Annotated in this window: 23 protein-coding genes and 3 pseudogenes; 15 read left to right on the forward strand and 11 right to left on the reverse strand. The window is 69.0% G+C overall.

The genetic code is table 11. The annotated features are described in order from the left end of the window. Nucleotides 1-34 precede the first annotated feature (34 nt). The 3 genes from ACIPSA_RS46305 (at nucleotide 35) to ACIPSA_RS46315 (ending at nucleotide 2307) form a co-directional block, all read left to right on the forward strand. Nucleotides 35-388, forward strand: a complete 354-nt coding sequence (locus ACIPSA_RS46305; RefSeq protein ID WP_402647040.1) for a hypothetical protein — start codon at nucleotides 35-37, stop codon at nucleotides 386-388. Further along, a complete protein-coding gene (locus ACIPSA_RS46310; RefSeq protein WP_402647042.1) occupies nucleotides 375-1229 on the forward strand; it encodes a hypothetical protein in 855 nt (284 codons plus the stop codon). The genes ACIPSA_RS46305 and ACIPSA_RS46310 overlap by 14 nt, the downstream gene beginning before the upstream one ends. Before the next feature lie 235 nt (nucleotides 1230-1464). Beyond that, complete coding sequence (locus ACIPSA_RS46315; RefSeq protein ID WP_402647045.1) at nucleotides 1465-2307, forward strand: IS5 family transposase; 843 nt, start codon at nucleotides 1465-1467, stop codon at nucleotides 2305-2307. A gap of 130 nt (nucleotides 2308-2437) precedes the next feature. On the opposite strand, the gene ACIPSA_RS46320 is transcribed toward ACIPSA_RS46315, so the two are convergent. Then, nucleotides 2438-3199, reverse strand: coding sequence for an SDR family oxidoreductase (locus tag ACIPSA_RS46320; protein ID WP_402647047.1), 762 nt, complete (start codon nucleotides 3197-3199; stop codon nucleotides 2438-2440). 188 nt (nucleotides 3200-3387) lie between these two features. Between ACIPSA_RS46320 and ACIPSA_RS46325 the strand changes: the two genes are divergently transcribed. After that, on the forward strand, nucleotides 3388-4260 hold the full coding sequence (locus ACIPSA_RS46325) for a helix-turn-helix transcriptional regulator (RefSeq protein ID WP_402647049.1): 873 nt from the start codon (nucleotides 3388-3390) through the stop codon (nucleotides 4258-4260). 107 nt (nucleotides 4261-4367) lie between these two features. On the opposite strand, the pseudogene ACIPSA_RS46330 reads toward ACIPSA_RS46325, so the two are convergent. The 4 genes and pseudogenes from ACIPSA_RS46330 to ACIPSA_RS46345 all read right to left on the reverse strand — a co-directional run. Beyond that, a pseudogene (locus ACIPSA_RS46330) lies at nucleotides 4368-4589 on the reverse strand (IS5/IS1182 family transposase); the annotation flags it as partial. 179 nt (nucleotides 4590-4768) lie between these two features. Further along, a complete protein-coding gene (locus tag ACIPSA_RS46335) occupies nucleotides 4769-4966 on the reverse strand; it encodes a hypothetical protein (RefSeq protein ID WP_402647050.1) in 198 nt (65 codons plus the stop codon). Further along, nucleotides 4966-5196, reverse strand: a complete 231-nt coding sequence (locus ACIPSA_RS46340; protein ID WP_402647052.1) for a hypothetical protein — start codon at nucleotides 5194-5196, stop codon at nucleotides 4966-4968. The genes ACIPSA_RS46335 and ACIPSA_RS46340 overlap by 1 nt, the downstream gene beginning before the upstream one ends. Further along, complete coding sequence (locus ACIPSA_RS46345) at nucleotides 5193-5396, reverse strand: hypothetical protein (RefSeq protein WP_402647055.1); 204 nt, start codon at nucleotides 5394-5396, stop codon at nucleotides 5193-5195. Before ACIPSA_RS46345 ends, ACIPSA_RS46340 begins: the two co-directional genes overlap by 4 nt. Before the next feature lie 203 nt (nucleotides 5397-5599). Here ACIPSA_RS46345 and ACIPSA_RS46350 point away from each other — a divergent pair, with 203 nt between their 5' ends. The 4 genes from ACIPSA_RS46350 (at nucleotide 5600) to ACIPSA_RS46365 (ending at nucleotide 8259) form a co-directional block, all read left to right on the forward strand. Further along, nucleotides 5600-6817 (forward strand): transcriptional regulator, encoded by a 1218-nt coding sequence (locus ACIPSA_RS46350; RefSeq protein WP_402647058.1) that lies wholly within the window; start codon nucleotides 5600-5602, stop codon nucleotides 6815-6817. Then, entirely contained in the window at nucleotides 6814-7359 is a 546-nt protein-coding gene (locus ACIPSA_RS46355; protein ID WP_402647059.1) for a GNAT family N-acetyltransferase, read from the forward strand. The genes ACIPSA_RS46350 and ACIPSA_RS46355 overlap by 4 nt, the downstream gene beginning before the upstream one ends. A gap of 38 nt (nucleotides 7360-7397) precedes the next feature. Beyond that, nucleotides 7398-7613 carry a hypothetical protein gene (locus ACIPSA_RS46360; RefSeq protein WP_402647061.1) on the forward strand — a complete coding sequence of 72 codons (216 nt, stop codon included), beginning with the start codon at nucleotides 7398-7400 and terminating at the stop codon, nucleotides 7611-7613. Nucleotides 7614-7695: 82 nt separating this feature from the next. Continuing rightward, nucleotides 7696-8259 (forward strand): hypothetical protein, encoded by a 564-nt coding sequence (locus tag ACIPSA_RS46365; protein ID WP_402647063.1) that lies wholly within the window; start codon nucleotides 7696-7698, stop codon nucleotides 8257-8259. Between the two features lie 187 nt (nucleotides 8260-8446). Here the strand turns inward: ACIPSA_RS46365 and ACIPSA_RS46370 are convergent, their stop codons facing one another. Together ACIPSA_RS46370 and ACIPSA_RS46375 are read right to left on the reverse strand one after the other, a co-directional pair. After that, complete coding sequence (locus ACIPSA_RS46370) at nucleotides 8447-8662, reverse strand: hypothetical protein (protein ID WP_402647066.1); 216 nt, start codon at nucleotides 8660-8662, stop codon at nucleotides 8447-8449. Next, nucleotides 8656-9231, reverse strand: coding sequence for a Ku protein (locus ACIPSA_RS46375; RefSeq protein WP_402647067.1), 576 nt, complete (start codon nucleotides 9229-9231; stop codon nucleotides 8656-8658). The genes ACIPSA_RS46370 and ACIPSA_RS46375 overlap by 7 nt, the downstream gene beginning before the upstream one ends. A 208-nt stretch (nucleotides 9232-9439) precedes the next feature. Between ACIPSA_RS46375 and ACIPSA_RS46380 the strand changes: the two are divergent. The 3 genes and pseudogenes from ACIPSA_RS46380 to ACIPSA_RS46390 form a co-directional block, all read left to right on the forward strand. Further along, nucleotides 9440-10039, forward strand: a pseudogene (locus ACIPSA_RS46380) (PHP domain-containing protein); the annotation flags it as partial. Between the two features lie 156 nt (nucleotides 10040-10195). Next, the gene (locus ACIPSA_RS46385) at nucleotides 10196-10678 is read left to right on the forward strand and encodes a winged helix domain-containing protein (protein ID WP_402647070.1); all 483 of its coding nucleotides are present in this window, start codon (nucleotides 10196-10198) and stop codon (nucleotides 10676-10678) included. A 156-nt stretch (nucleotides 10679-10834) separates the two neighbouring features. Continuing rightward, nucleotides 10835-11026 (forward strand): hypothetical protein, encoded by a 192-nt coding sequence (locus tag ACIPSA_RS46390; RefSeq protein WP_402647073.1) that lies wholly within the window; start codon nucleotides 10835-10837, stop codon nucleotides 11024-11026. 67 nt (nucleotides 11027-11093) lie between these two features. Here the strand turns inward: ACIPSA_RS46390 and ACIPSA_RS46395 are convergent, their stop codons facing one another. From ACIPSA_RS46395 to ACIPSA_RS46405, 3 genes are all read right to left on the reverse strand, one after another. Further along, nucleotides 11094-11405 (reverse strand): hypothetical protein, encoded by a 312-nt coding sequence (locus tag ACIPSA_RS46395; RefSeq protein ID WP_402647075.1) that lies wholly within the window; start codon nucleotides 11403-11405, stop codon nucleotides 11094-11096. Between the two features lie 167 nt (nucleotides 11406-11572). Continuing rightward, on the reverse strand, nucleotides 11573-12190 hold the full coding sequence (locus ACIPSA_RS46400; RefSeq protein ID WP_402647078.1) for a hypothetical protein: 618 nt from the start codon (nucleotides 12188-12190) through the stop codon (nucleotides 11573-11575). A gap of 542 nt (nucleotides 12191-12732) precedes the next feature. Next, nucleotides 12733-13614 (reverse strand): ADP-ribosylglycohydrolase family protein, encoded by an 882-nt coding sequence (locus ACIPSA_RS46405; RefSeq protein ID WP_402647081.1) that lies wholly within the window; start codon nucleotides 13612-13614, stop codon nucleotides 12733-12735. Between the two features lie 149 nt (nucleotides 13615-13763). On the opposite strand from ACIPSA_RS46405, the pseudogene ACIPSA_RS46410 reads away from it, so the two are divergent. The 4 genes and pseudogenes from ACIPSA_RS46410 to ACIPSA_RS46425 all read left to right on the forward strand — a co-directional run bounded on the left by ACIPSA_RS46410 (nucleotide 13764) and on the right by ACIPSA_RS46425 (nucleotide 16395). Continuing rightward, nucleotides 13764-14450 (forward strand): annotated as a pseudogene (locus ACIPSA_RS46410) (Tn3 family transposase). A gap of 27 nt (nucleotides 14451-14477) precedes the next feature. Further along, nucleotides 14478-15020 carry a hypothetical protein gene (locus ACIPSA_RS46415; protein WP_402647083.1) on the forward strand — a complete coding sequence of 181 codons (543 nt, stop codon included), beginning with the start codon at nucleotides 14478-14480 and terminating at the stop codon, nucleotides 15018-15020. Continuing rightward, nucleotides 15007-15615: a Fic family protein gene (locus ACIPSA_RS46420; RefSeq protein ID WP_402647085.1), complete on the forward strand. Its 609-nt coding sequence runs from the start codon at nucleotides 15007-15009 to the stop codon at nucleotides 15613-15615. The genes ACIPSA_RS46415 and ACIPSA_RS46420 overlap by 14 nt, the downstream gene beginning before the upstream one ends. Nucleotides 15616-16227: 612 nt before the next feature. After that, nucleotides 16228-16395: a hypothetical protein gene (locus tag ACIPSA_RS46425; RefSeq protein WP_402647088.1), complete on the forward strand. Its 168-nt coding sequence runs from the start codon at nucleotides 16228-16230 to the stop codon at nucleotides 16393-16395. Here ACIPSA_RS46425 and ACIPSA_RS46430 read toward each other — a convergent pair. After that, nucleotides 16368-17003, reverse strand: coding sequence for a hypothetical protein (locus ACIPSA_RS46430; RefSeq protein WP_402647091.1), 636 nt, complete (start codon nucleotides 17001-17003; stop codon nucleotides 16368-16370). The genes ACIPSA_RS46425 and ACIPSA_RS46430 overlap by 28 nt on opposite strands. Nucleotides 17004-17177 lie beyond the last annotated feature (174 nt).

A 17177-nucleotide genomic window follows, 5' to 3' on the forward strand; every position in this document is an offset into this window, starting at 1 on the left:
CCTTCACCCTCCCCAACCCCGGAGGTCCCCCGTCATGCCCGCAGCCTTACTGACCGCTGCCCAACTCTCCGCGACTGCGGCCCTGGTGGCATGGATGATCAGCGGCTTCACCCGCAGGCCAGGCCGCTGGATGCGCTATCCCCTCTTCTCCCAGGCCACCTTCGTCATCATCGACCTCACCGGCACCAAGGACGGCCGGGTCGAGCAGGTCAACCCGTACGCCTTCCTGTCGCCGGGCGCGTTCCTCCTGCCCCCACCCCAGCTGCAGACGGTCATCGACCACCTGATCAACACCGGCCGGTACGACCGGATCGACGGCGACGGCCGGTGCCTGTCCGTCAAGGGCGTGCAGCCGATCGAGGTGAGGGACAGCCGTGTGGCTCTCTGACGCCGTCATGTCGGGCTTCCACAGTCCCACTGACCCCGGCCGGCTCCAGGCGTTCCGTATCGTCTACGGCACCGTCCTCACCACGAGGTTCGCCCTCTCCTTCGGCCAGGGCGGCTGGACACGGTTCGCGCCCGGCTCACTCAGCCGCCGCCTCGCGGAACAGCGTTTCGGCCCGCAGCGCGGCCGTCTGCTCGCCGGTGTCTACCGGCCTGCCCTGATCGTCCGTACCGCCGCCAGCGTTGCACTGGCCGCCGGCCTCGTGCCCCGACTGTCACTCCTGCTGGTTCTGGCCGGGGCCGCGATGGAGCTGCTCTACCTCAAGAGCCCCAGCGCCGTCCGCTTCACGCTCCTGACCGGCGCCTGCCTGATGGGCGCCGAAAATCTTGGCCATGGCCTCCACATCGAGCACCATCCAAGCACCGCCAACACCTGGGCTCAGGTCCTCCTGGTGGCCGTCACCACCGACCTCTACTGGAATAGCGCCTTCCTGAAACTCCGCTCCCGGCAGTTCCGCACCGGCCTCTACCTCGCCCAGATGATGTACGCCTACCCCCACCTCAAAGATCGACTCGTCTACCGCCGCCAGCACGCCATCCCCAGCTTCGTCCACCGTCACACCGGCAATCTGAGCACCCGCGACATCCGCCTGTGGCGGCTCGTCTCCGTAGCCGTCATCATCGCCGAATTCACCCTGCCCATCGCGCTGCTGCTCCCGCAGACCACGCCGTACGCAGTAGCCGCGGGCATCGGAATGCACGCGGCGTTCACAGCCCTCAAACCCCGCCAGCTCATCACTTTCTCCGGACTCGCCCTTGGCACCTACCTCGCCTTTGCAAGTTGACCCAACACCGGCGAGTGGAGGCTCGATACTGCAAGGCATGACGACTCCGCCGCTACGAGAAGCCTCCCGCGTCATCCTCCTCGATACCGGCGACCGCGTCCTGCTGCTGCGCGCCACCGGCACACCGACTAAGGGGTCGCGCGGATAGGCGGCAGGCGGGGCCAGCTGGCAGACAGAACAGGCACAGGTTCCGTGATCATGGAGTTGCGACGCTCTGTGATCACCGGGGAGACCTGTGCCTGCGCTGCCATCCTGGCTGACCGAACCGCTCTGGGACCAATTCGCCGCCCTGCTGCCGCAGCGGCCCGAGTTCGATCCGGCCCACCCGTTGGGCTGCCACCGGCGCCGGATCAGCGACCGGGTCGTCTTCGACAAGCTCCTTCAAGTCCTCCGGTTCGGCTGCTCCTACGAGGCGATCGCGGACTCCGCCTGCTCGGCCACGACGATCCGCAGCCGCCGCGACGAATGGATACGCCTGGGCCTGTTCGCCGAGTTGAAGCAGATCGCGCTCGACGCCTATGACCGCATCGTCGGTCTCGTCCTCGACCAGATCGCCGTGGACGGCGCCATCACCAAGGCCCCCGGCGGCGGCGAAGCGGCCGGACGCTCACCGGTCGACCGGGGCAAACAGGGCATGAAGCGCTCGGGCATGACCGACGGCTACGGCATCCCGCTCGGCCGCGTCCTGGCCGGCGCCAACCGTCACGACTCCCCACTACTGGCCCCAACTCTCGATCTTCTGAGCGAACTTGGGCCTCTGCCCGACGAGATCACCGTCCATCTCGACGCCGGCTACGACTCGGCCAACTCCCGCGCCGTGCTTGCCGAGCGCGGTCTGCACGGCCGGATCGCCCGCAAGGGGATCAAAGCGCCGGTCCAGGCCACCCACCGGTGGCACATCGAGCGCACGCACGCCTGGCAGAACGCCTTCCACCGGCTCACGCGCTGCTACGAACGCCGGACCCGCGTTATCGAGGCCTTCTTCGACCTCGCCGACACGATCATCACCGTACGTAGTCTGATCCGCCGAGCCTGGACCATTCACCGCTGGGCAGCCCGCCCCCGACGTCGACCATGACGGGCTGCCAGCGGCAGGCCGTGCTCCTCGCCGACCGGTAGCGCGCCGTCACGGACCGCGGCGGCGATGTCCTCAACGAGGCGAGGGCGATCGGCCGACTTGAATGGCGGCCCAAGGGCGAGCGGCTGTGTCAGCCTTGGCGGCTGGGGAGCATGGTCAGGGCCTGGGAACGCTGTGCGACGAGGTCGTCGTAGGTGCCGTCGCGCTCAGCCCAGCGGTGCATGAGGACCCGGTCGACCAGGATCTCCTCAGGGGTGGGGTCCTGCGAGAGCAACTGCATGACCTCGGCGCCGAAGTCGTCGAGCGGCAGTGCGAGCGGGTTCATTTTCTCCTGTCCTGCCGTGGCGACGGCCGGGGGGACGAGCTCGACGACGCTGACGCCGGTGCCGTCGAGTTGTACGCGCAGTGCCTCGGAGTAGGCGTGCACCGCAGCTTTCGAGGCGGCGTAGGTGGGCATCGGCGGGAACGGCAGGAAGGCGATGCCGGAGGTGACGGTGATGAAGGTGCCGGCGCCGCGTTCGACCAGGTGCGGGGTGAAGGCGTCGATGACGCGGATGGTGCCGACCAGGTTGGTGTCGATCGTCGTCCGTGCCGCCTCGAAGTGCGCGGAGTCGCGCAGGTCCTCCAGGAGCATGACGCCCGACATGGTCACCACGGTGTCCAGTTCGGGGTACTGGGCGAGCACGGCGTCGCGGGCACGTGCGACGGAGACACTGTCGGTGACGTCGATGCCGAAAGTGCCGAAGCCTTCCTGGGCGAGTTCCGAGAGTGCCTCCGGGCTACGGCCGCCAACAGCCACGGTGCTGCCCGCTGCGGCGAACCGGCGGGCCAGTTCTCGCCCGATGCCCGAGGTCCCGCCGACGATGAGAACGGTGCGGTTGGAGTGATCCACGAGATCTTCCCTTCAGTTCAGGGCGCGACGGCGTTTAGGCTCGCGGCGCATTCAGCGATGGTCCCTGTCCTTCACAAACAGTGATGCCGCAAGTCTTGACGGCATCCGCCGGGTGTGGCAGGGCCCCCGTCTTCCCTGGTCCTGCCAGGGCCCCCTCTGAAACGCGCGCACCGCATTACGGTGTCGGTATGAAGGATGAGGAATCCGGCAACCGGCTCGGCAGCTACCTTCGTGCCCGGCGTGAGCTGGTCTCCCCGGTGCAGGCGGGGCTCCCGTCCGGCGGAAACCGCCGCGTCCCGGGCCTGCGCCGTGAGGAAGTCGCCCTGCTCGCCGGAATCAGCGCCGATTACTATCTGCGCCTGGAACGGGGCCGCGACAAGAATCCTTCTCCTCAGGTCCTCGAATCACTCGCGCGTGTCCTGCACCTCGACGACATCGAGCGGACGTATCTGCTCGGCCTCGTGGCAGCCCGCCCAAGGACGCCGCGCCGCAAGCGACCCGAGCAGGTACCGGCACGGGTGCACCAGTTCCTTGCCCACCTTCGGATCCCCGCGTTCGTCGAGGGACGCGCCTTCGACGTCCTGGCCTCCAACCCGATGGCCGTCGCGCTCTCCCCGCGACTGCGGCCCGGTGAGAACCGGCTCCGTTCCCTCCTCCTCGACCCCGAGGAACAAGCCTTCCACCAGGACTGGACGAAAGCCGCCGCCGGCTTCATCGCCACCCTTCGCACCACCGTCGGGGACGACACCGACAATCCCCGGTTCGTCGAACTCGTCGGAGAACTCGCACTGTCCAGCCAGCGGTTCCGCACCCTGTGGGCCCGACACGACGTCCGCAACCTCGACGGAGGCACCACCACCGTCAACCACCCAGTCGTCGGTGAACTACGGCTCCACCGCGACAAACTCCCCGTAGACGACGTCATCCTGGTCGTCTACTACCCAGACAAGGACAGCGACAGCGACGAGAAACTGCAACTCCTCGCCGCACTCTCACACACCGAACCTACCGACACAGCACGCAGCAGGCCGGCAGACACCAGGCACCCGAAGACACTCTGACGAACACCGGCCGTCCGGCGGCGCAGCCAGAACGACCGCGCCGCCATTTGCGCCATCCGCAGACCGTCCAGGTGCCGTCGTCATGAGCCCCCGGCGTCCTTGTCGCGCAGGACGCGGCCGAGCGGGATGCCGTAGCCGTCGGTCATGCCCAAGCGCTTCATGCCCTGTTTGCCCCGGTCGACCGGAGAGCGTCCAGCCGCTTCGCCGCCGCCGGGGGCCTTGGTGATGGCGCCGTCCACGGCGATCTGGTCGAGGACGAGACCGACGATGCGGTCATAGGCGTCGAGCGCGATCTGCTTCAACTCGGCGAACAGGCCCAGGCGTATCCATCAGCGGCCCCGGCCGGATCGGCGTCCGGCCGGGGCCTGGTCCCGCCCGCCCCCGATGAGCTCACGGGGGATGGGGACGGGCGGGTGTTCGTGGGAGCGGCCGCCCCCGCGGGGGTGCAGGGGCGGCCGCCCGTCCAGCAGCGCCACGCCCGGTTGCCGTCCGGCGCGCTGCTGGAGTCTCACTCCTCCCACTCGTGGCCATTGGTGTCCGTGGGGGATGTCCTGCCGTTGTAGTAGTCGACGTGCTGCTGGCCGGTGTGCGGCGGCCTGGTGCAGTGCGCGCCCCCGTCGGGATGCTCCAGCCAGCAGTAGCCCGCCGCACGGCCGGCGGACTGCGCAGCGCGGGCGGAGCGCTCGGCGAGTGAGTTCTCGGGCATCAGTTCGTTCCTGTCTGCTCGTTCTCCAGGCGCAGCGCTGCGCACCCCTGTTCGTCCGCGCACTCGTACACGTCCACGTCCATGACGACCGCTCCTATGGAGCCGATCGCCCTGCCGGCCAGCCGGGCCTTGGCGTCCAGCAGGCGGCGCCCGCACCAGACGCAGGCCCAGCCGGTGTACTGGGCGCGGGTCAGGTCGCGGGGGTGGGGGATCTCGGCCTTGGTGGTCACGGCCGGTCCGAGAGCGGCACGAGGCCATGCACCTCTCGGCAGGGGCTGCACGCGAGCAGGTTGCGCCCGGTTCCCGGGCCGGATCCTTGCTCGTGGATCTGCATGACCCGCACACCCGAGCTGAACCCCTTGTGCCACGCGCACCAGCCGTAGGCGGTGGGGGCTTCCAGGGAACCGTCTGTGTGCGTACTGTGCGGCATGTCGGCGCTCCTCGCAGCGTCCGGCCAGCGCCCCGGGAGGTGACCGCCTCGCCGGGGCTTTGTCGTCCCATGAGGAAACCGGAAGTGTCCTGTCCGGCATCAGGACAGATCGAGGGCACTTTCCGGCAGAGGACCGGACAGTTTCCCCACGCGCGCAGTGACGGTACGACTACGGTCAAGGGCACGCGCAGCAGGGAGACACGATGTCCAGGCAGCGGAACACCACGCTGGAGGCGCTCCTCACGGAGTTCGGGTACACGCATCAGGGGCTCGCCGACGAGGTCAACCGCCTCGCCGCCGACGAGTTCGGCGAAGCCGTGAACTGCACCGACCGGCACGTGCGACGCTGGATCTCCGGCCACGTGCGCTGGCCGTGGCCGCGCTACCTTCGGCCCCTGGAACACATCTTCGGCCGCAGCCCACAGGACATGGGATTCGTACCGCGCACGGCGTCCTCGTCTCCCGCCCCGGTGCGGCCGGCGCCCGTGAAGGAACAACACCCTGTGCAGCGCCGCACGTTCATCGCCGGGGCCCTCGCTGCCACCCTCGGCACCGACCAGACACCCCAGCGCGGCCGCCTCGGTATGACCGACGTCAACCGCGCCCAGACCACCATCAGCCGCCTCGACGCGCACTTCAACGGGCTCGGCGGCGGCGCCCTGGTCGACGTCGCCGCCGACTACCTCACGCGTCTCCAGCGGGCTTTGAACCACTGCACCTACAGCGAGCGCGTCGAGCGCGCCCTGACCCGGGCCGTGGCCGACGTCGCGGCCTGCGCTGGCTGGTCCGCGCACGACTGCGGCGACTACGCCCGCGCCGCCCAGTACCGCAACGAGGCGCTCCAGGCGGCGCTGCTGGCCCGGGATCCGGTCGCCGTGACCCGCGCCTGGTCCGACCTCGCCGCGCAGGCAGAGCACGCCGGACGGCCGTCAGAGGCGTCCCGCATCAACCGGGCCGCGCTCTCGGAGCGGCACCTACGCGCCGAGCCGTTGATCAAGTCGCTGTTACATGCGCGGCTCGCTGACTGTCTCGGGCAGACTGGCGACTCGCAGGGCATGGGCCGTCAGCTCGTAGCGGCGGAACGCGCCTACGACCGGGCCGACGCGGCAGGCGCACCGAGCTGGCTTGCGTTCCTCACCCCGGCCGAGCTGTCCGGGCTCGGCGCCATCGCCTATCAGAGCGCCGGCCAGTACGCCCGGGCCGAACAGCACGCGGTGCGAACCCTCGATCTTCTTGAGGACGGGTTCAACCGCAATCGCACCTACTACACGGTGCTGCTTGCCGAGCTCCAGCTGGTCCAGGGCGAGCGGGAGCGGGCGGCAGCGACCGCGGCGACGATCCAAACGGGCCACGTCGCCAGCAGCCGTATGACGGCCCGCCTCGCGCGGGTCAACGCAGCCAGCCAGGGAGGGCATACGTGACCATCGGTACCGGACTCGACTTGCGGCACTACGGGCGCGAGAGCGCGGCCGCGATCCGTGAACTCCTCCTGGACGTCCACGACGAGGTGTACGAGGGCGTCGATGATCCCCTCACTCCGCGGGAGGCCTTCGCCAAGTTCGTGGACAGCTGGTCGTCCAAGGAGTCGTTCGCGTGCGTCATCGCCTACGACCAGGCACAACCGGTCGGCTATGCCTACGGTGCTTCGCTCGGCGCGTCCACCACATGGTGGGCCAAGGTCACCCCGCCTCTGCCCGCGGCGTTCACCGCCGAGACCGGAACGCGGACGTTCGCGCTGTCCGAGCTGATGGTGCGGGTGCCGTGGCGCGGCACGGGGGCCTCGGTCCGCATCCACGACACGCTGATGGCGTCCCGGCGGGAAGAGCGGGCCACGCTCCTCGTGCACAAGGACCACGTCAAGGTGAGGGCCCTGTATGAGGCGTGGGGGTATGAGGCCGTCGGGGAGTGTGTGCCGTTCGAGGGTGCCCCGGAGTTGTGCGCGATGGTCCTGCCGCTGCACTGACCGCAGTACGGTGTCCGCACTCGATTCAGGGGGGTCTGATGAGTAACGGGAGCAACGGGGCGGTTGACGCGGGCGTGTTCGTTGCAGCGCTCGTGCTGCTGTTCGTGAGCGTGGCGAAGGGGTGGACGCTCCTCGCGTGGCTGTGCGGGGTGGTCCTGATCGGCGTCATGGTGACGAACGCAGCGCGTCGGCAGCAGGCGGGCGGGCGTACGCCGGAGACCGGTGAGCGGCCGTGGCGGAAGCGCTCCGAGTAGTCGGAGACGCCTCCGAACGGCAGCCTGTCAGTTGGGGGACGCGGTCTTCTCGTCGGGCTCGCTGGGCCGAGGCAGGCGGGGCATGCCTGTCTGTCGGGTTGCGGAGCTCCTCGATCTGCTCGGCTACGTCCTCCATCTCCTCGATGGTGAGCGGCGTGTCGGAAAGGCCGAGATTCTTGCGGAGCGGCTTCATCGCTTCGAGCCCACCGCTCTCGCCCTCGCGCATGTAGATCGAGTGCACGATCGTGTTCCGCTTGTCCTTCAGCGTCTTCGCCCGGTCCAGACACGCCTTGATCTCGGCGGCGTCCTCGTCGGCGACGGCGCGCACGGTCAAGGCCAGCCGGCAGAACTCGATCAGCTGGTCGGTGCTCGCGGCGTTGGCGTACGTGATCAGTGTCGGCTCGAAGGCGATGGCCCCGAGAAGGCCGAGAAGGCTGCCGGGTTCAGCTCCCGGTGCGTCAGGCTGCCAAGTCCCGCGACGACTTCGTCGACCAGTGTTCGCAGCGCTGCACGATCACTGCTGTCGACCATGGGCAGATGGTCGCAGAAACCGAGAGGATCCGATATCGGAACCCGCACCCAGGCAATGAGCCACATCGCGAGCGTCCGGGAGTTACGTCGCACGACGTTCACGCGCGTCCTCTGAGCGACCACCTCCGTCCTGATGCCGGGCTGACGGGGGACGGGAGCTGATGGCGAGGGCCCGGGGTAGTGCCGCTGGCGCCCGTACGGGCGCGGGCGCGATCGGCGACGGCTTCGATTGTGAGGGGTTTGTCGTCGCTGCCCAAAGGCGGTTGGCCATTCCGCGCGGTGATGGCGGGCCGAGCAATCGGTCATGGCCGAGGCCGGGCCGGCGGGCGCTCGTGTGCCCGCTCGGCAGCCCGGACACTCTCCTGCAGTGCTGCCATCAGGTCGAGCGCCGGGGCGGGCTCCGCTGGCTCGACGAGCTCACTGCCGGTGATCTTCGCGTCCACGAGCTGCTCAAGGGCGTGGGCGTATTCGTCGTGCACCTCGCCGACGTTGATACCGGTGAGTTCGCGGATCAGCACCTCGGCCAGCTCAAGCTCCCGGTCTGTGACCGGCGTGGAGGGTGCGAGGTCTCCGGGGTCGCGCAGCTCGTCCTGCCACAGGAGAGTCTGAAGGATGAGCATGCCGTGGCGGGGCGGAGCAGCGCCAGACGCTCCCGGCTGCGCAGGGCGACCTTGGACACGGCGACGTAGCCGGTGCGGGCGAGTGCCTCGACGAGCAGGGCGTACGGGCGGTCGGCGCCCGGTCCGGGACCCGCGTAGTACGGCCGTCCGAAACTGATGGGGTCTATGTCCTCGAAGGGCACGAAACCCAGCACGTCGATGGTCCGCTTTGTGGGCAAGGGCAGACAGGCCAGGTCTTCCTCCGTGATCGGCACCATGCGCCCGTCTGGCAGGGCGAAGCCCCTGCCGACCTGTTCGTAGGGGATCTCCCGGTTCTCGGCCTTGCAGAAGCGGCGGTGCTCGACGCGGCTGCCGTCGGCGACATGGATCTCGTGAAGGCGCACGGGATGCTCCTCCGTTGCCGCGTACAGCCTGATCGGCAGAGCGACCAATCCGAACTGGATCATCCCGGACCACGTGGCCTTCATGCATCCAGAGTCATCCGCCAGCAGGTGGCGTGCATCCCGGTCGCGGGCCGCTTCTGCCGCTTGGGCCAGCTGAACGGACAGGATCACGCTGCGCCCGAACACGTTCGAACACTTGCGCGAATACCGGGGTATGGTGGATACCTGAAGAGGTGCAAGCCGGTCAGGGGGTGCGCGAGCGACAGGAGGTGCGGGCGATGGCTTTACTCATCTGCACACGGCCTCCGGATTCTCGGCCCGCTACGGTGCCTCCCACCCTCGGGACCTGGTGGCCCAGGCGGCGGAGCGGGGCATGAGCGCCCTCGCGCTCACCGACCGGGACTGCGTCACGGGGATGATCCGCTTCGTGAAGACCTGCGCCGCCCACGGTGTCCGACCCGTCCTCGGTGTCGACCTCGCCGTCGCCGCCCACGCCCCTGCTGACCTAGCCCGGAGGCGTCGTACGCCGGTGAGGGGCGGCGCCCACGTGCTCGAGCCGCGCCTGCGCATCACCGTGCTCGCCCAGACGAAGGAGGGCTGGGCACGGCTGTGCCGACTCGTATCGGCGGCACACGCCGCGGCCGCGGGCGGCCCTCCGGTGCTGCCCCTGCCCGCGCTCGCGGAGCACGCGGGGCCTGGCCTGGTCGTGCTGCTGGGCCCGATGTCCGAGCCGGTACGTGCCCTGGCCGCGGGCCGCCCGGACGTCGCCGAGCAGCTGCTCGCCCCGTGGCGCGCGCTGTTCGGCGAAGGCCTGCGCCTGGAGTGCGTGTACTACGGGCTGCCGGGGACCGGGCCGGGGTCGCTGCGGCTGGCCGCGCGCACGCTGCAACTCGCCTGACTGGATGGGGTGTTGGTCGCGGTCGCGTTGCCAGAGCGCCATCTCCAGGGCGTCCAGCACGAAGACCGTCTCCTTCACGGTGGCTGCGGACCAGCCGACGATCCGGCGGGAGAAGGTGTCCACGACGAAGGCGACGTAGACACCGACCTCATGGCGTGGGTGTCCGAGCAGCTGCTCACGCACGAGGACTGGCGCCGCGACCTGCCATTGCTCGCCACCGAAGACGTCCAGGCCGACGCCCTGGACGGGATGCGCAAGCGGCTCGCCGAACTGCTGGACGACCCCGCGCTGATCGCCCGCTACCGGGCCGCGATGGACGGCCAGGCCGTCGGCCGCATGGTGCCGAGCCTGCCGTACATCGACGGCATCCCGGCCGACCTGCACCTGCGCGTCCGGCTGACCACCGTCCGCGCGGTGATGGGCGTCGGCGAGGACGCGGTGACGCTGTCCGCCGCCGGCGCCGTGTACGAGTTCGCTCCCGAGGCGGAGGCGGTGCTGCGCCCGCTGGTCGACGGCCGCACCGAGGACCTGGCCGCGCTCGCCGACGCGGCCGGCCTGAGCCTGGAGAACGTCGCCGGGCTGGTCCGCGAGCTCGTTGCCGGGCAGGCCGCCGTGGTAGGGAGCCTGTTGTGACAGCGCAGCTCGCTCTGAGCACCTACCGGTGCCGGGCGATCCCGGAGGCGGCTGGCCGTGCGGCCGCCTCCGGCGCGCAGTGGATCGACACCGCCCCCAACTACTCCACCGGTCGCGCCCAGACCCTGCTCGCCCCACCTCTGGCCGCTCACCCGGGTGTGCACGAAGGCCGGGTACTTCACCGCGGCCACCAGCACCAACGCCGTGAACGCCGGTGCCCTCACCGAGGACCAGGCCGCCGCCGGGCACAGCCTCGCCCCGGAGTACGTGCGCTGGCAGACCCGCCGCAACGGCGAGCAGCTCGGGCGCGAGCGGCTGGACCTGGTCCCGCTCCACATCAGGGTCTGATGGCAGGCTGGCCATCAGAGCCTGGGGTACCAGGGGTCTCCCGGGAATCCACCTTGACGGGCCGAAGTCAGTACCGTCCCACAGTGATTGCCCATCGCACGGTGGAGGGTGCTGTCACGCTGACAGTCCCTTGTGTACGGGGCCGTTTCAGGTTGAGCTGGTTGAAGGTGCTGCTGGTTTGTCCGGCGACGCAATCCAGTGGGAAGCTCAGGCCGACTGGGTTGACGGAAATCGTCAGTTTTCCCTTGCCCTGGCAGTTGACCAGGATGGACAGGGGGCCGCTCTTGAGGCCGCCTTTAACCTCCATTTCGCGGTTTCCGGCGGCGTTCACGGCCTGCGCGACTACGTGTCCTTCTGGCAGGGTCGGTGCCTTCGTCACGGACTCGCCGGGTATGTGCTCGGATCGATCAGACGGTGGTGTCTGTGTCGGTGAGGGCGAGGAGCTGGGTGGAACGGCCGCCTTGCTCCTGTGACTGTCGCTGTTCTCGGTGCAGCCGGCGACGAGCACGCCTACCGCGGACAGCGCTGCCGCGGAGGCGAGGAGGCTCAGCTTTCCCACAGGTACCAGCCCACGCGGTAGGGGGAGTAGCTGACGATGGTCTTTTCGGGCGTGCTGGTGCAGTTGGCGTGCAGCCAGTAGCTCTTCCCCGTGTGCTTGAGCCGCCAGACGCCGTACACGGCGTTGGTGGTCTTGTGCGGCGGGGTGTCGACCGAAATGGAGTTGCCGAGCTTCGCCGTCATTTTGGCGGACACGGTGACTTCGAACTTTTCCTTCACCTTGACGAGCAGCGTGTTGACTGAAACGTCCAGCTTGCCGGATACAGATACGCCGACCTCGCCCGTGACTTCCGAGGTGAAAGTTGACTTGGCAGTCCTGGACGTTGCGTTGTGGTTCGAGTTCCTCGGGCCTACAGCCCGGTGGTACTGGCGTCCCTGCTTGGTCGGAATGTAGACGCCGTGTGCGGGGTTGCAGTCACGGAAAGGCGGCAGGTCGCCGGGAAGCGGCTTGGGTTCAGCAGGCCCTTCCGGATCCTTGTCCACCGCATCAGCGGGGACGTCGGTGACGTCTTCTGCCGGCTCCTCGGGCGGGGTGGTGTTGATGTCGGAGTCGTCGGATTGCGCCGATGCCGAAGATGCGGACGGCAGAGTTCCGTCATCAGCCACTGCGGGCCCAGCCAGGGCCGTGCAGAGCAAGAGGGCCGTCGTAGGAGCAAATATGGCGCGACGTGCTGTTCTCACAGAATGCCTACCCGGTGGGGACCGCCCTGGAGGCGGTCGGACCCGATGACCGTATGGCAGGGACATGCCGGAGTCGAAGATTCCGTGGATCTTTTGAGCAAGGCCTGAGCTTGCAACGCTGAAGTGTTTCGCCGCCGCGAGTAATGCTTCGTTACTGTCCGCGCCTGGTGATCGGACTCAGTGGATACGGACGGTGACGTCGCCGGGCGTACGTAGCGGCTATGCACCCAGTCGCTGGTGACGCCGAAGCCGATACACCGGGCCTGGGAGCGTGCTCGGAGCTGGCCCCGAAGGCTCGGCGCAGTTCCTGCGGACGTGCGGGTGCAGAGCGTCCGCTGGCGGGCGTTCACTGCACCGACGCAGCATCCTCGGCGGGTTCCTCGCCGGGACGGGCCTCGCTCTCGACAGACCGAACTGACCCCAAAACGCCGAAATCAGTAAGGTGCCGTCGCGGAGCAGGAGCCGGTTCAGCCTGCGAGGCGGTGTGCAAGGTGGAGCAGGTCTGTCAGGTGCAGCACGCGCCCGTCGAATCCTGGGAGGGGGACATGGAGTGGCTGGGTCCAGTGGGCGGGGATTGCATCCAGCCCGTAGTGCGCTCCCGCGAGGCCTCCGGTCACCGCGGCGACGGTGTCCGTGTCACCGCCGAGGTCGATCGCCGCGCGTATCGCATCCTCGAAGCTGGTGGTGGTGCGCAGGGCCCAGACGGCGGAGCCCAGGCAGGGCCAGACGGCACCGTTGAACTCGGTCGCCTGATCGGGGTGCCAGTCCGGAGCGAGGACCGTGGTGTAGCGGCCGCGGTGGTCGGGGTGGACGAGAGCCAGGATGTCCGGGAGCGCGGTGAGGGGGTCGGTGTCCTCGAACGTGACGCGGATGAGTTCATGGAAGATCGCGGTGCCTTCCCAGGCCGCGCCGTCGCCGTGGGTGAGGGCAGCGATGCGGCGGGCCGCGTCCATGGTGGCCTTTTGGCCGGCGGCCGCGAAGTGGACCGCGGAGGTCGATGCCCGCATCAAGGAGCCGTTTCCCGCTGCTCGTTGGTTGACCTGGAAATGGATCGCGGCGGCGAGGTCCCAGGGCATGCCGTTGGTCAGGACGTCTTCGGTCTGCAGGCCGATGTCCTTCGGTTCTGATGCTGCCCACCGCTGGAAGCGGGCGAAGATGTCCGGCAGATCCAGTCCGCCCCGCTCCAACAGCGACTCCGCGACCAGGACAGCCATCTGTGTGTCGTCGGTGGCCTCGCCCGGGGTCCCAGCCACCGCCTCCGCACATCTCGCCACCGGCACCAGGCGCGGGAAACCGCGCGGAGAACGCTCCCGGGGGACCGAACTCGAAGGGGCCGCCCAGGGCGTCACCCACCGCTGAGCCGACGACCGCGCCAGCGGCCCGCTGAATCCGCTTCATTCGCGCAGGTTATCTGGGCCGCGCCGACAGCGGCGGCGGGCTCGGGCCGGGTGGTCGAAACGTCGCGGACGCCGAGACACAGGGGCTCGACGTCAAGTCCCTGCACCTGCTGCAGTTCATCTCCAACGACGGCTACCGCCGGATGATCGGCAAGCAGTTGAACATCACCGAGGCCCGTCACCGCCTGGCCCGGCGGATCTGCTTCGACTAGCGCGGCGAGTTGAGGCAGAACTACCGCGCGGGCATGGAGGACCAGCTCGGCGCGCTCGGCCTGGCCCTGAACGCCGTGGTGCTGTGGTGCTGTGGTGCTGTGGTGCTGTGGAACAGCCTCTGCCTGGTCCCGGCCGCCAAGCAGCTCGCCGCCGATGGCTTCCCCGTTATCGACGGCCTGCTGGCCCGGCTGTCCCCGCTGCGGTTCGACCACATCAACTTCCTCGGCCGGTATGCCTGCTTCCGGCCGGCGAGGACGACGGAGGCGAGTAGTAGGCTCTGCCCGAGTGGCCGCACGGGTTCCGGTCCGGAAAACCGTTCGCCACCCCGGGGCTACGGGCCGAGACTGGAAGGGCTGATCGCATCGGACAGAAAGAGCAGGCCGGCACTGACGTACAACCGAGACTCCCTGCCCTTCCCCGAGAACCTCGTGCCGCCTGCCGCGGGCCTGCGGAGCTGGGATGATCTCGACCCGGCCCGCCACCCGTTCCGCTGGGATGCGGACGAGGAAGCCCGTCTCAGCGCGCTGGTCCGCGAGTGGGTGCCGCCTGTGCTCTCAGGCATGGCGGGCTGTTGAGAGGGCGAACGCTGGTGCGAGAACCAGGTGGACGCGATCATCCGGGATCGCTACGGGAACTGGGCCCAGGGATGGAACTGGTGCTACCGGTACGGCGGGCCCATCGGCAGCTGGGTCACCGGGGTAAGCTCGGTGACCACCCCTGATGAGACCGCGGCCCGCGTCGTGGCCGCGCTGCTGGAGTGGCGCCAGTGGCTGGAGGAAATGGCCGGGCGATTCGCCGAGTTGGCGCCGCCGCTCGAAGCCTCTCCCGAAGATCGCAGCTGGCATCTGGAGCGGGCCTGTGTCCGGCTCGTGACCCTTGCCCTGGACTCGGGCGCCGAGGGCGGCTGGCACGGGCAGGCCGCGCAGGTCCTGCGCTGGTTCCTCACCACCACCGGCATGGGCCAGGACGACGCCGAGCAGGCGGTGGAGAGCGCGATCGGCGGCCGGTTCGAGAGCTGGGTCACCCCTGGACAGACAGTGATCGAATCTGTCGGTGAGGACCTCGCGGTCGGCCTCACCGGCCATGCCCCCTATCGGGACCACCGTGAGCGGGCGGTCCTGGAGGATTTCCATGACCGCTACTGACAGCCTTTCGATCTGGCTGCGCGTGCGCCGTGACATCGACTGGCACCAAGCACCAGTCCTGCAGCGGGTTCCACCTGCGAGCGACGGGTTCCGGGCCTGGTGCGAAGGGCCGGTACACCGACGCGACCCCGTCCGAGCGAAGCGTCGGCTTGCCGCCCACGCCCTGGCCTGCGCCGATGCCGCACGCCGTGCCCCGCTGGACTTCGCCCGGCTGGCCGCTTGGCAGCGAGAAGTCCTCGGCGAAGCAGAGGCGCCTTTCCGCGCGAACGACGCCTATGCGAAGGGCGGCCGTGAGCGCTACGGCCTGACTGCGCGCACCCGGGCCGACTTCACCGCCTGCCTGGGTGAGGCGACTGGCCCAGAGGCCCCGCTGGCGGCCCGTGCGGCCCGCGTGTACCTCGACGTGGCGTTCTTCCACCCTTTCGCCGATGGCAATGCCCGCGCGGCCCTGCTGGCCTTGGTTCACGTCCTGGCCCGGGAGGACATCGTCCTTCCGGAGGTCGGCCCTCTTCAGACCACACGCTATGCGGACGACCCCGCGGGCGCCGCCGACCTGGCCACTCTCATCGGGGTACTCAACCGCCGCCGGTCCTGAAGCCTCGGTGGTTTGTTAGCCCGGGCGGTAGAGATCAAGAGGTCTGCCACTGCCGAGGGTGTTGATCAGTTCCTGGAGTGCTTCGGGTGGGGGTTTCGTCGACCATGCCCGCCAGTAGCGTTGCAGCGTGGACCAGGGCGTCAGCCAGCCACGGACGGCCCGGAGTGCCTGCGGCCAGCAGGCCGACTGGGGCTGTTGGGGCTCTGGTTCTCCCCCTCACGTAACCGTACTTGGAGGCACCGTACAGCCGGTCGTCCGTTCCGCGCCCAGCAGCGCACCGTACGGATTGATCATGAACAGCGACAGTGGCAGTGCGCTTCCACAGGTGGGGCGGCCCCGAGCAACGTGCGAAGAAGACACGGGGCCACCAACCCGCGCTCGTCCTGTCAGGAGCGGGGCATGCCACTGAAAACCGTACGAGCTCGTTGGCAACAGCGCGCTCCGTCACCGCGCCCACTGCTCCGATTGAGCAGTTTCAGCAGAGGAATTTGCCACCGGGCCTTGGTAGACCCCGGGGCCTGTCGAGCGCCTCGCGGGGGCGCCCCGCATCATCACGCCTCACCGAGTGCGAGTCCGGTCTCGCCCGCGGGAATCGAGCCCATCGGGCGGGCAGTGAAGCTGCTCTCGGTACCGCAGCTTCACTTCGACGTCGAGGCCGCCGGCGATGACGCGCAGTCCTCCGGACGACGAGTGGACGAGGGGCTCCGGTACGGCACCGGGCCCCTCGCCCGTTTCCTGGCCGAGGTGAGCGGTCAGCCGGCCTTGGCGCAGATCGCGTAGACGGTGGCGGTGTAGTGCGGTTCGTAGCCGCCGTTCATGAAGCCGGCGGTCCAGCCGACGGGTGTGGTGCCGGAGACGATCGGGTTGGAGTGCAGCGCCGCGCCGTACGACTGGGCGGTGCTGCCGGGCAGGTACCACCCGCCACCGGTGGCGATCTCACCGTCCGGGCACCGCGCCTCGACGTCGACCATGTCGAGCACGGCGACGTCCTTCGTGGCGGTGACCACATGCGCCCCCGCGACCCCGTCCACCCCCGCGGGCCCCTGAGCCCCGGTATCACCCTTGTCCCCCTTGGCCCCGGACTCTCCCTTCTCCCCCTTCTCCCCCTTCTCCCCGGCATCACCCTTGTCACCCTTGTCGCCCTTGGGGCCGACGGGCCCCTGGGGGCCGGTCCGATTCCAGGTGACGGAGTCCTCGCCGTCGCGGCAGGCGGAGTCCGGCTCGACGAGACGCAGCCGGCCGCTCGCGTTCACACACCCCTGGATCGTGCCGTCCTCGGCGATGTATGACTGCTGCGCATCCTTGGCCAGCGCGAAGTCCGCCGAAGTCACCACGATCACGACAGAGGCGGCGGCAGCGGCCGCGACGGCACGACGAATGAAAGTCACAGATCCCCCCGGGATTGTTGAGCGATCGACTTGACAACTCGCCCCCAGATATTCCCAACTGCCCCTGGAAAAACACTTGTTGCTGGAATACACAGCAATCCCACCAGCCCGCGAGAAACCCCGTCGTGGAATGTCACAGGCATACGGTGGAGCGACCACCTCGCACCGTGGGCA

Origin of the sequence: Streptomyces sp. NPDC086549 (genome assembly GCF_044746205.1) — a bacterium.
Lineage (GTDB): Bacteria > Actinomycetota > Actinomycetes > Streptomycetales > Streptomycetaceae > Streptomyces.

What these genes read in the sequence shown, in the direction of transcription:
- ACIPSA_RS46305 (WP_402647040.1), top strand. Translation starts at nt 35, where the DNA reads ATGCCCGCAGCCTTACTGACCGCTGCCCAACTCTCCGCGACTGCGGCC.
- ACIPSA_RS46325 (WP_402647049.1), top strand. Translation starts at nt 3,388, where the DNA reads ATGAAGGATGAGGAATCCGGCAACCGGCTCGGCAGCTACCTTCGTGCC.
- ACIPSA_RS46335 (WP_402647050.1), bottom strand. Translation starts at nt 4,966, where the DNA reads ATGCCCGAGAACTCACTCGCCGAGCGCTCCGCCCGCGCTGCGCAGTCC.
- ACIPSA_RS46345 (WP_402647055.1), bottom strand. Translation starts at nt 5,396, where the DNA reads ATGCCGCACAGTACGCACACAGACGGTTCCCTGGAAGCCCCCACCGCC.
- ACIPSA_RS46350 (WP_402647058.1), top strand. Translation starts at nt 5,600, where the DNA reads ATGTCCAGGCAGCGGAACACCACGCTGGAGGCGCTCCTCACGGAGTTC.
- ACIPSA_RS46360 (WP_402647061.1), top strand. Translation starts at nt 7,398, where the DNA reads ATGAGTAACGGGAGCAACGGGGCGGTTGACGCGGGCGTGTTCGTTGCA.
- ACIPSA_RS46365 (WP_402647063.1), top strand. Translation starts at nt 7,696, where the DNA reads ATGCCTGTCTGTCGGGTTGCGGAGCTCCTCGATCTGCTCGGCTACGTC.
- ACIPSA_RS46375 (WP_402647067.1), bottom strand. Translation starts at nt 9,231, where the DNA reads ATGAAGGCCACGTGGTCCGGGATGATCCAGTTCGGATTGGTCGCTCTG.
- ACIPSA_RS46385 (WP_402647070.1), top strand. Translation starts at nt 10,196, where the DNA reads ATGGCGTGGGTGTCCGAGCAGCTGCTCACGCACGAGGACTGGCGCCGC.
- ACIPSA_RS46420 (WP_402647085.1), top strand. Translation starts at nt 15,007, where the DNA reads ATGACCGCTACTGACAGCCTTTCGATCTGGCTGCGCGTGCGCCGTGAC.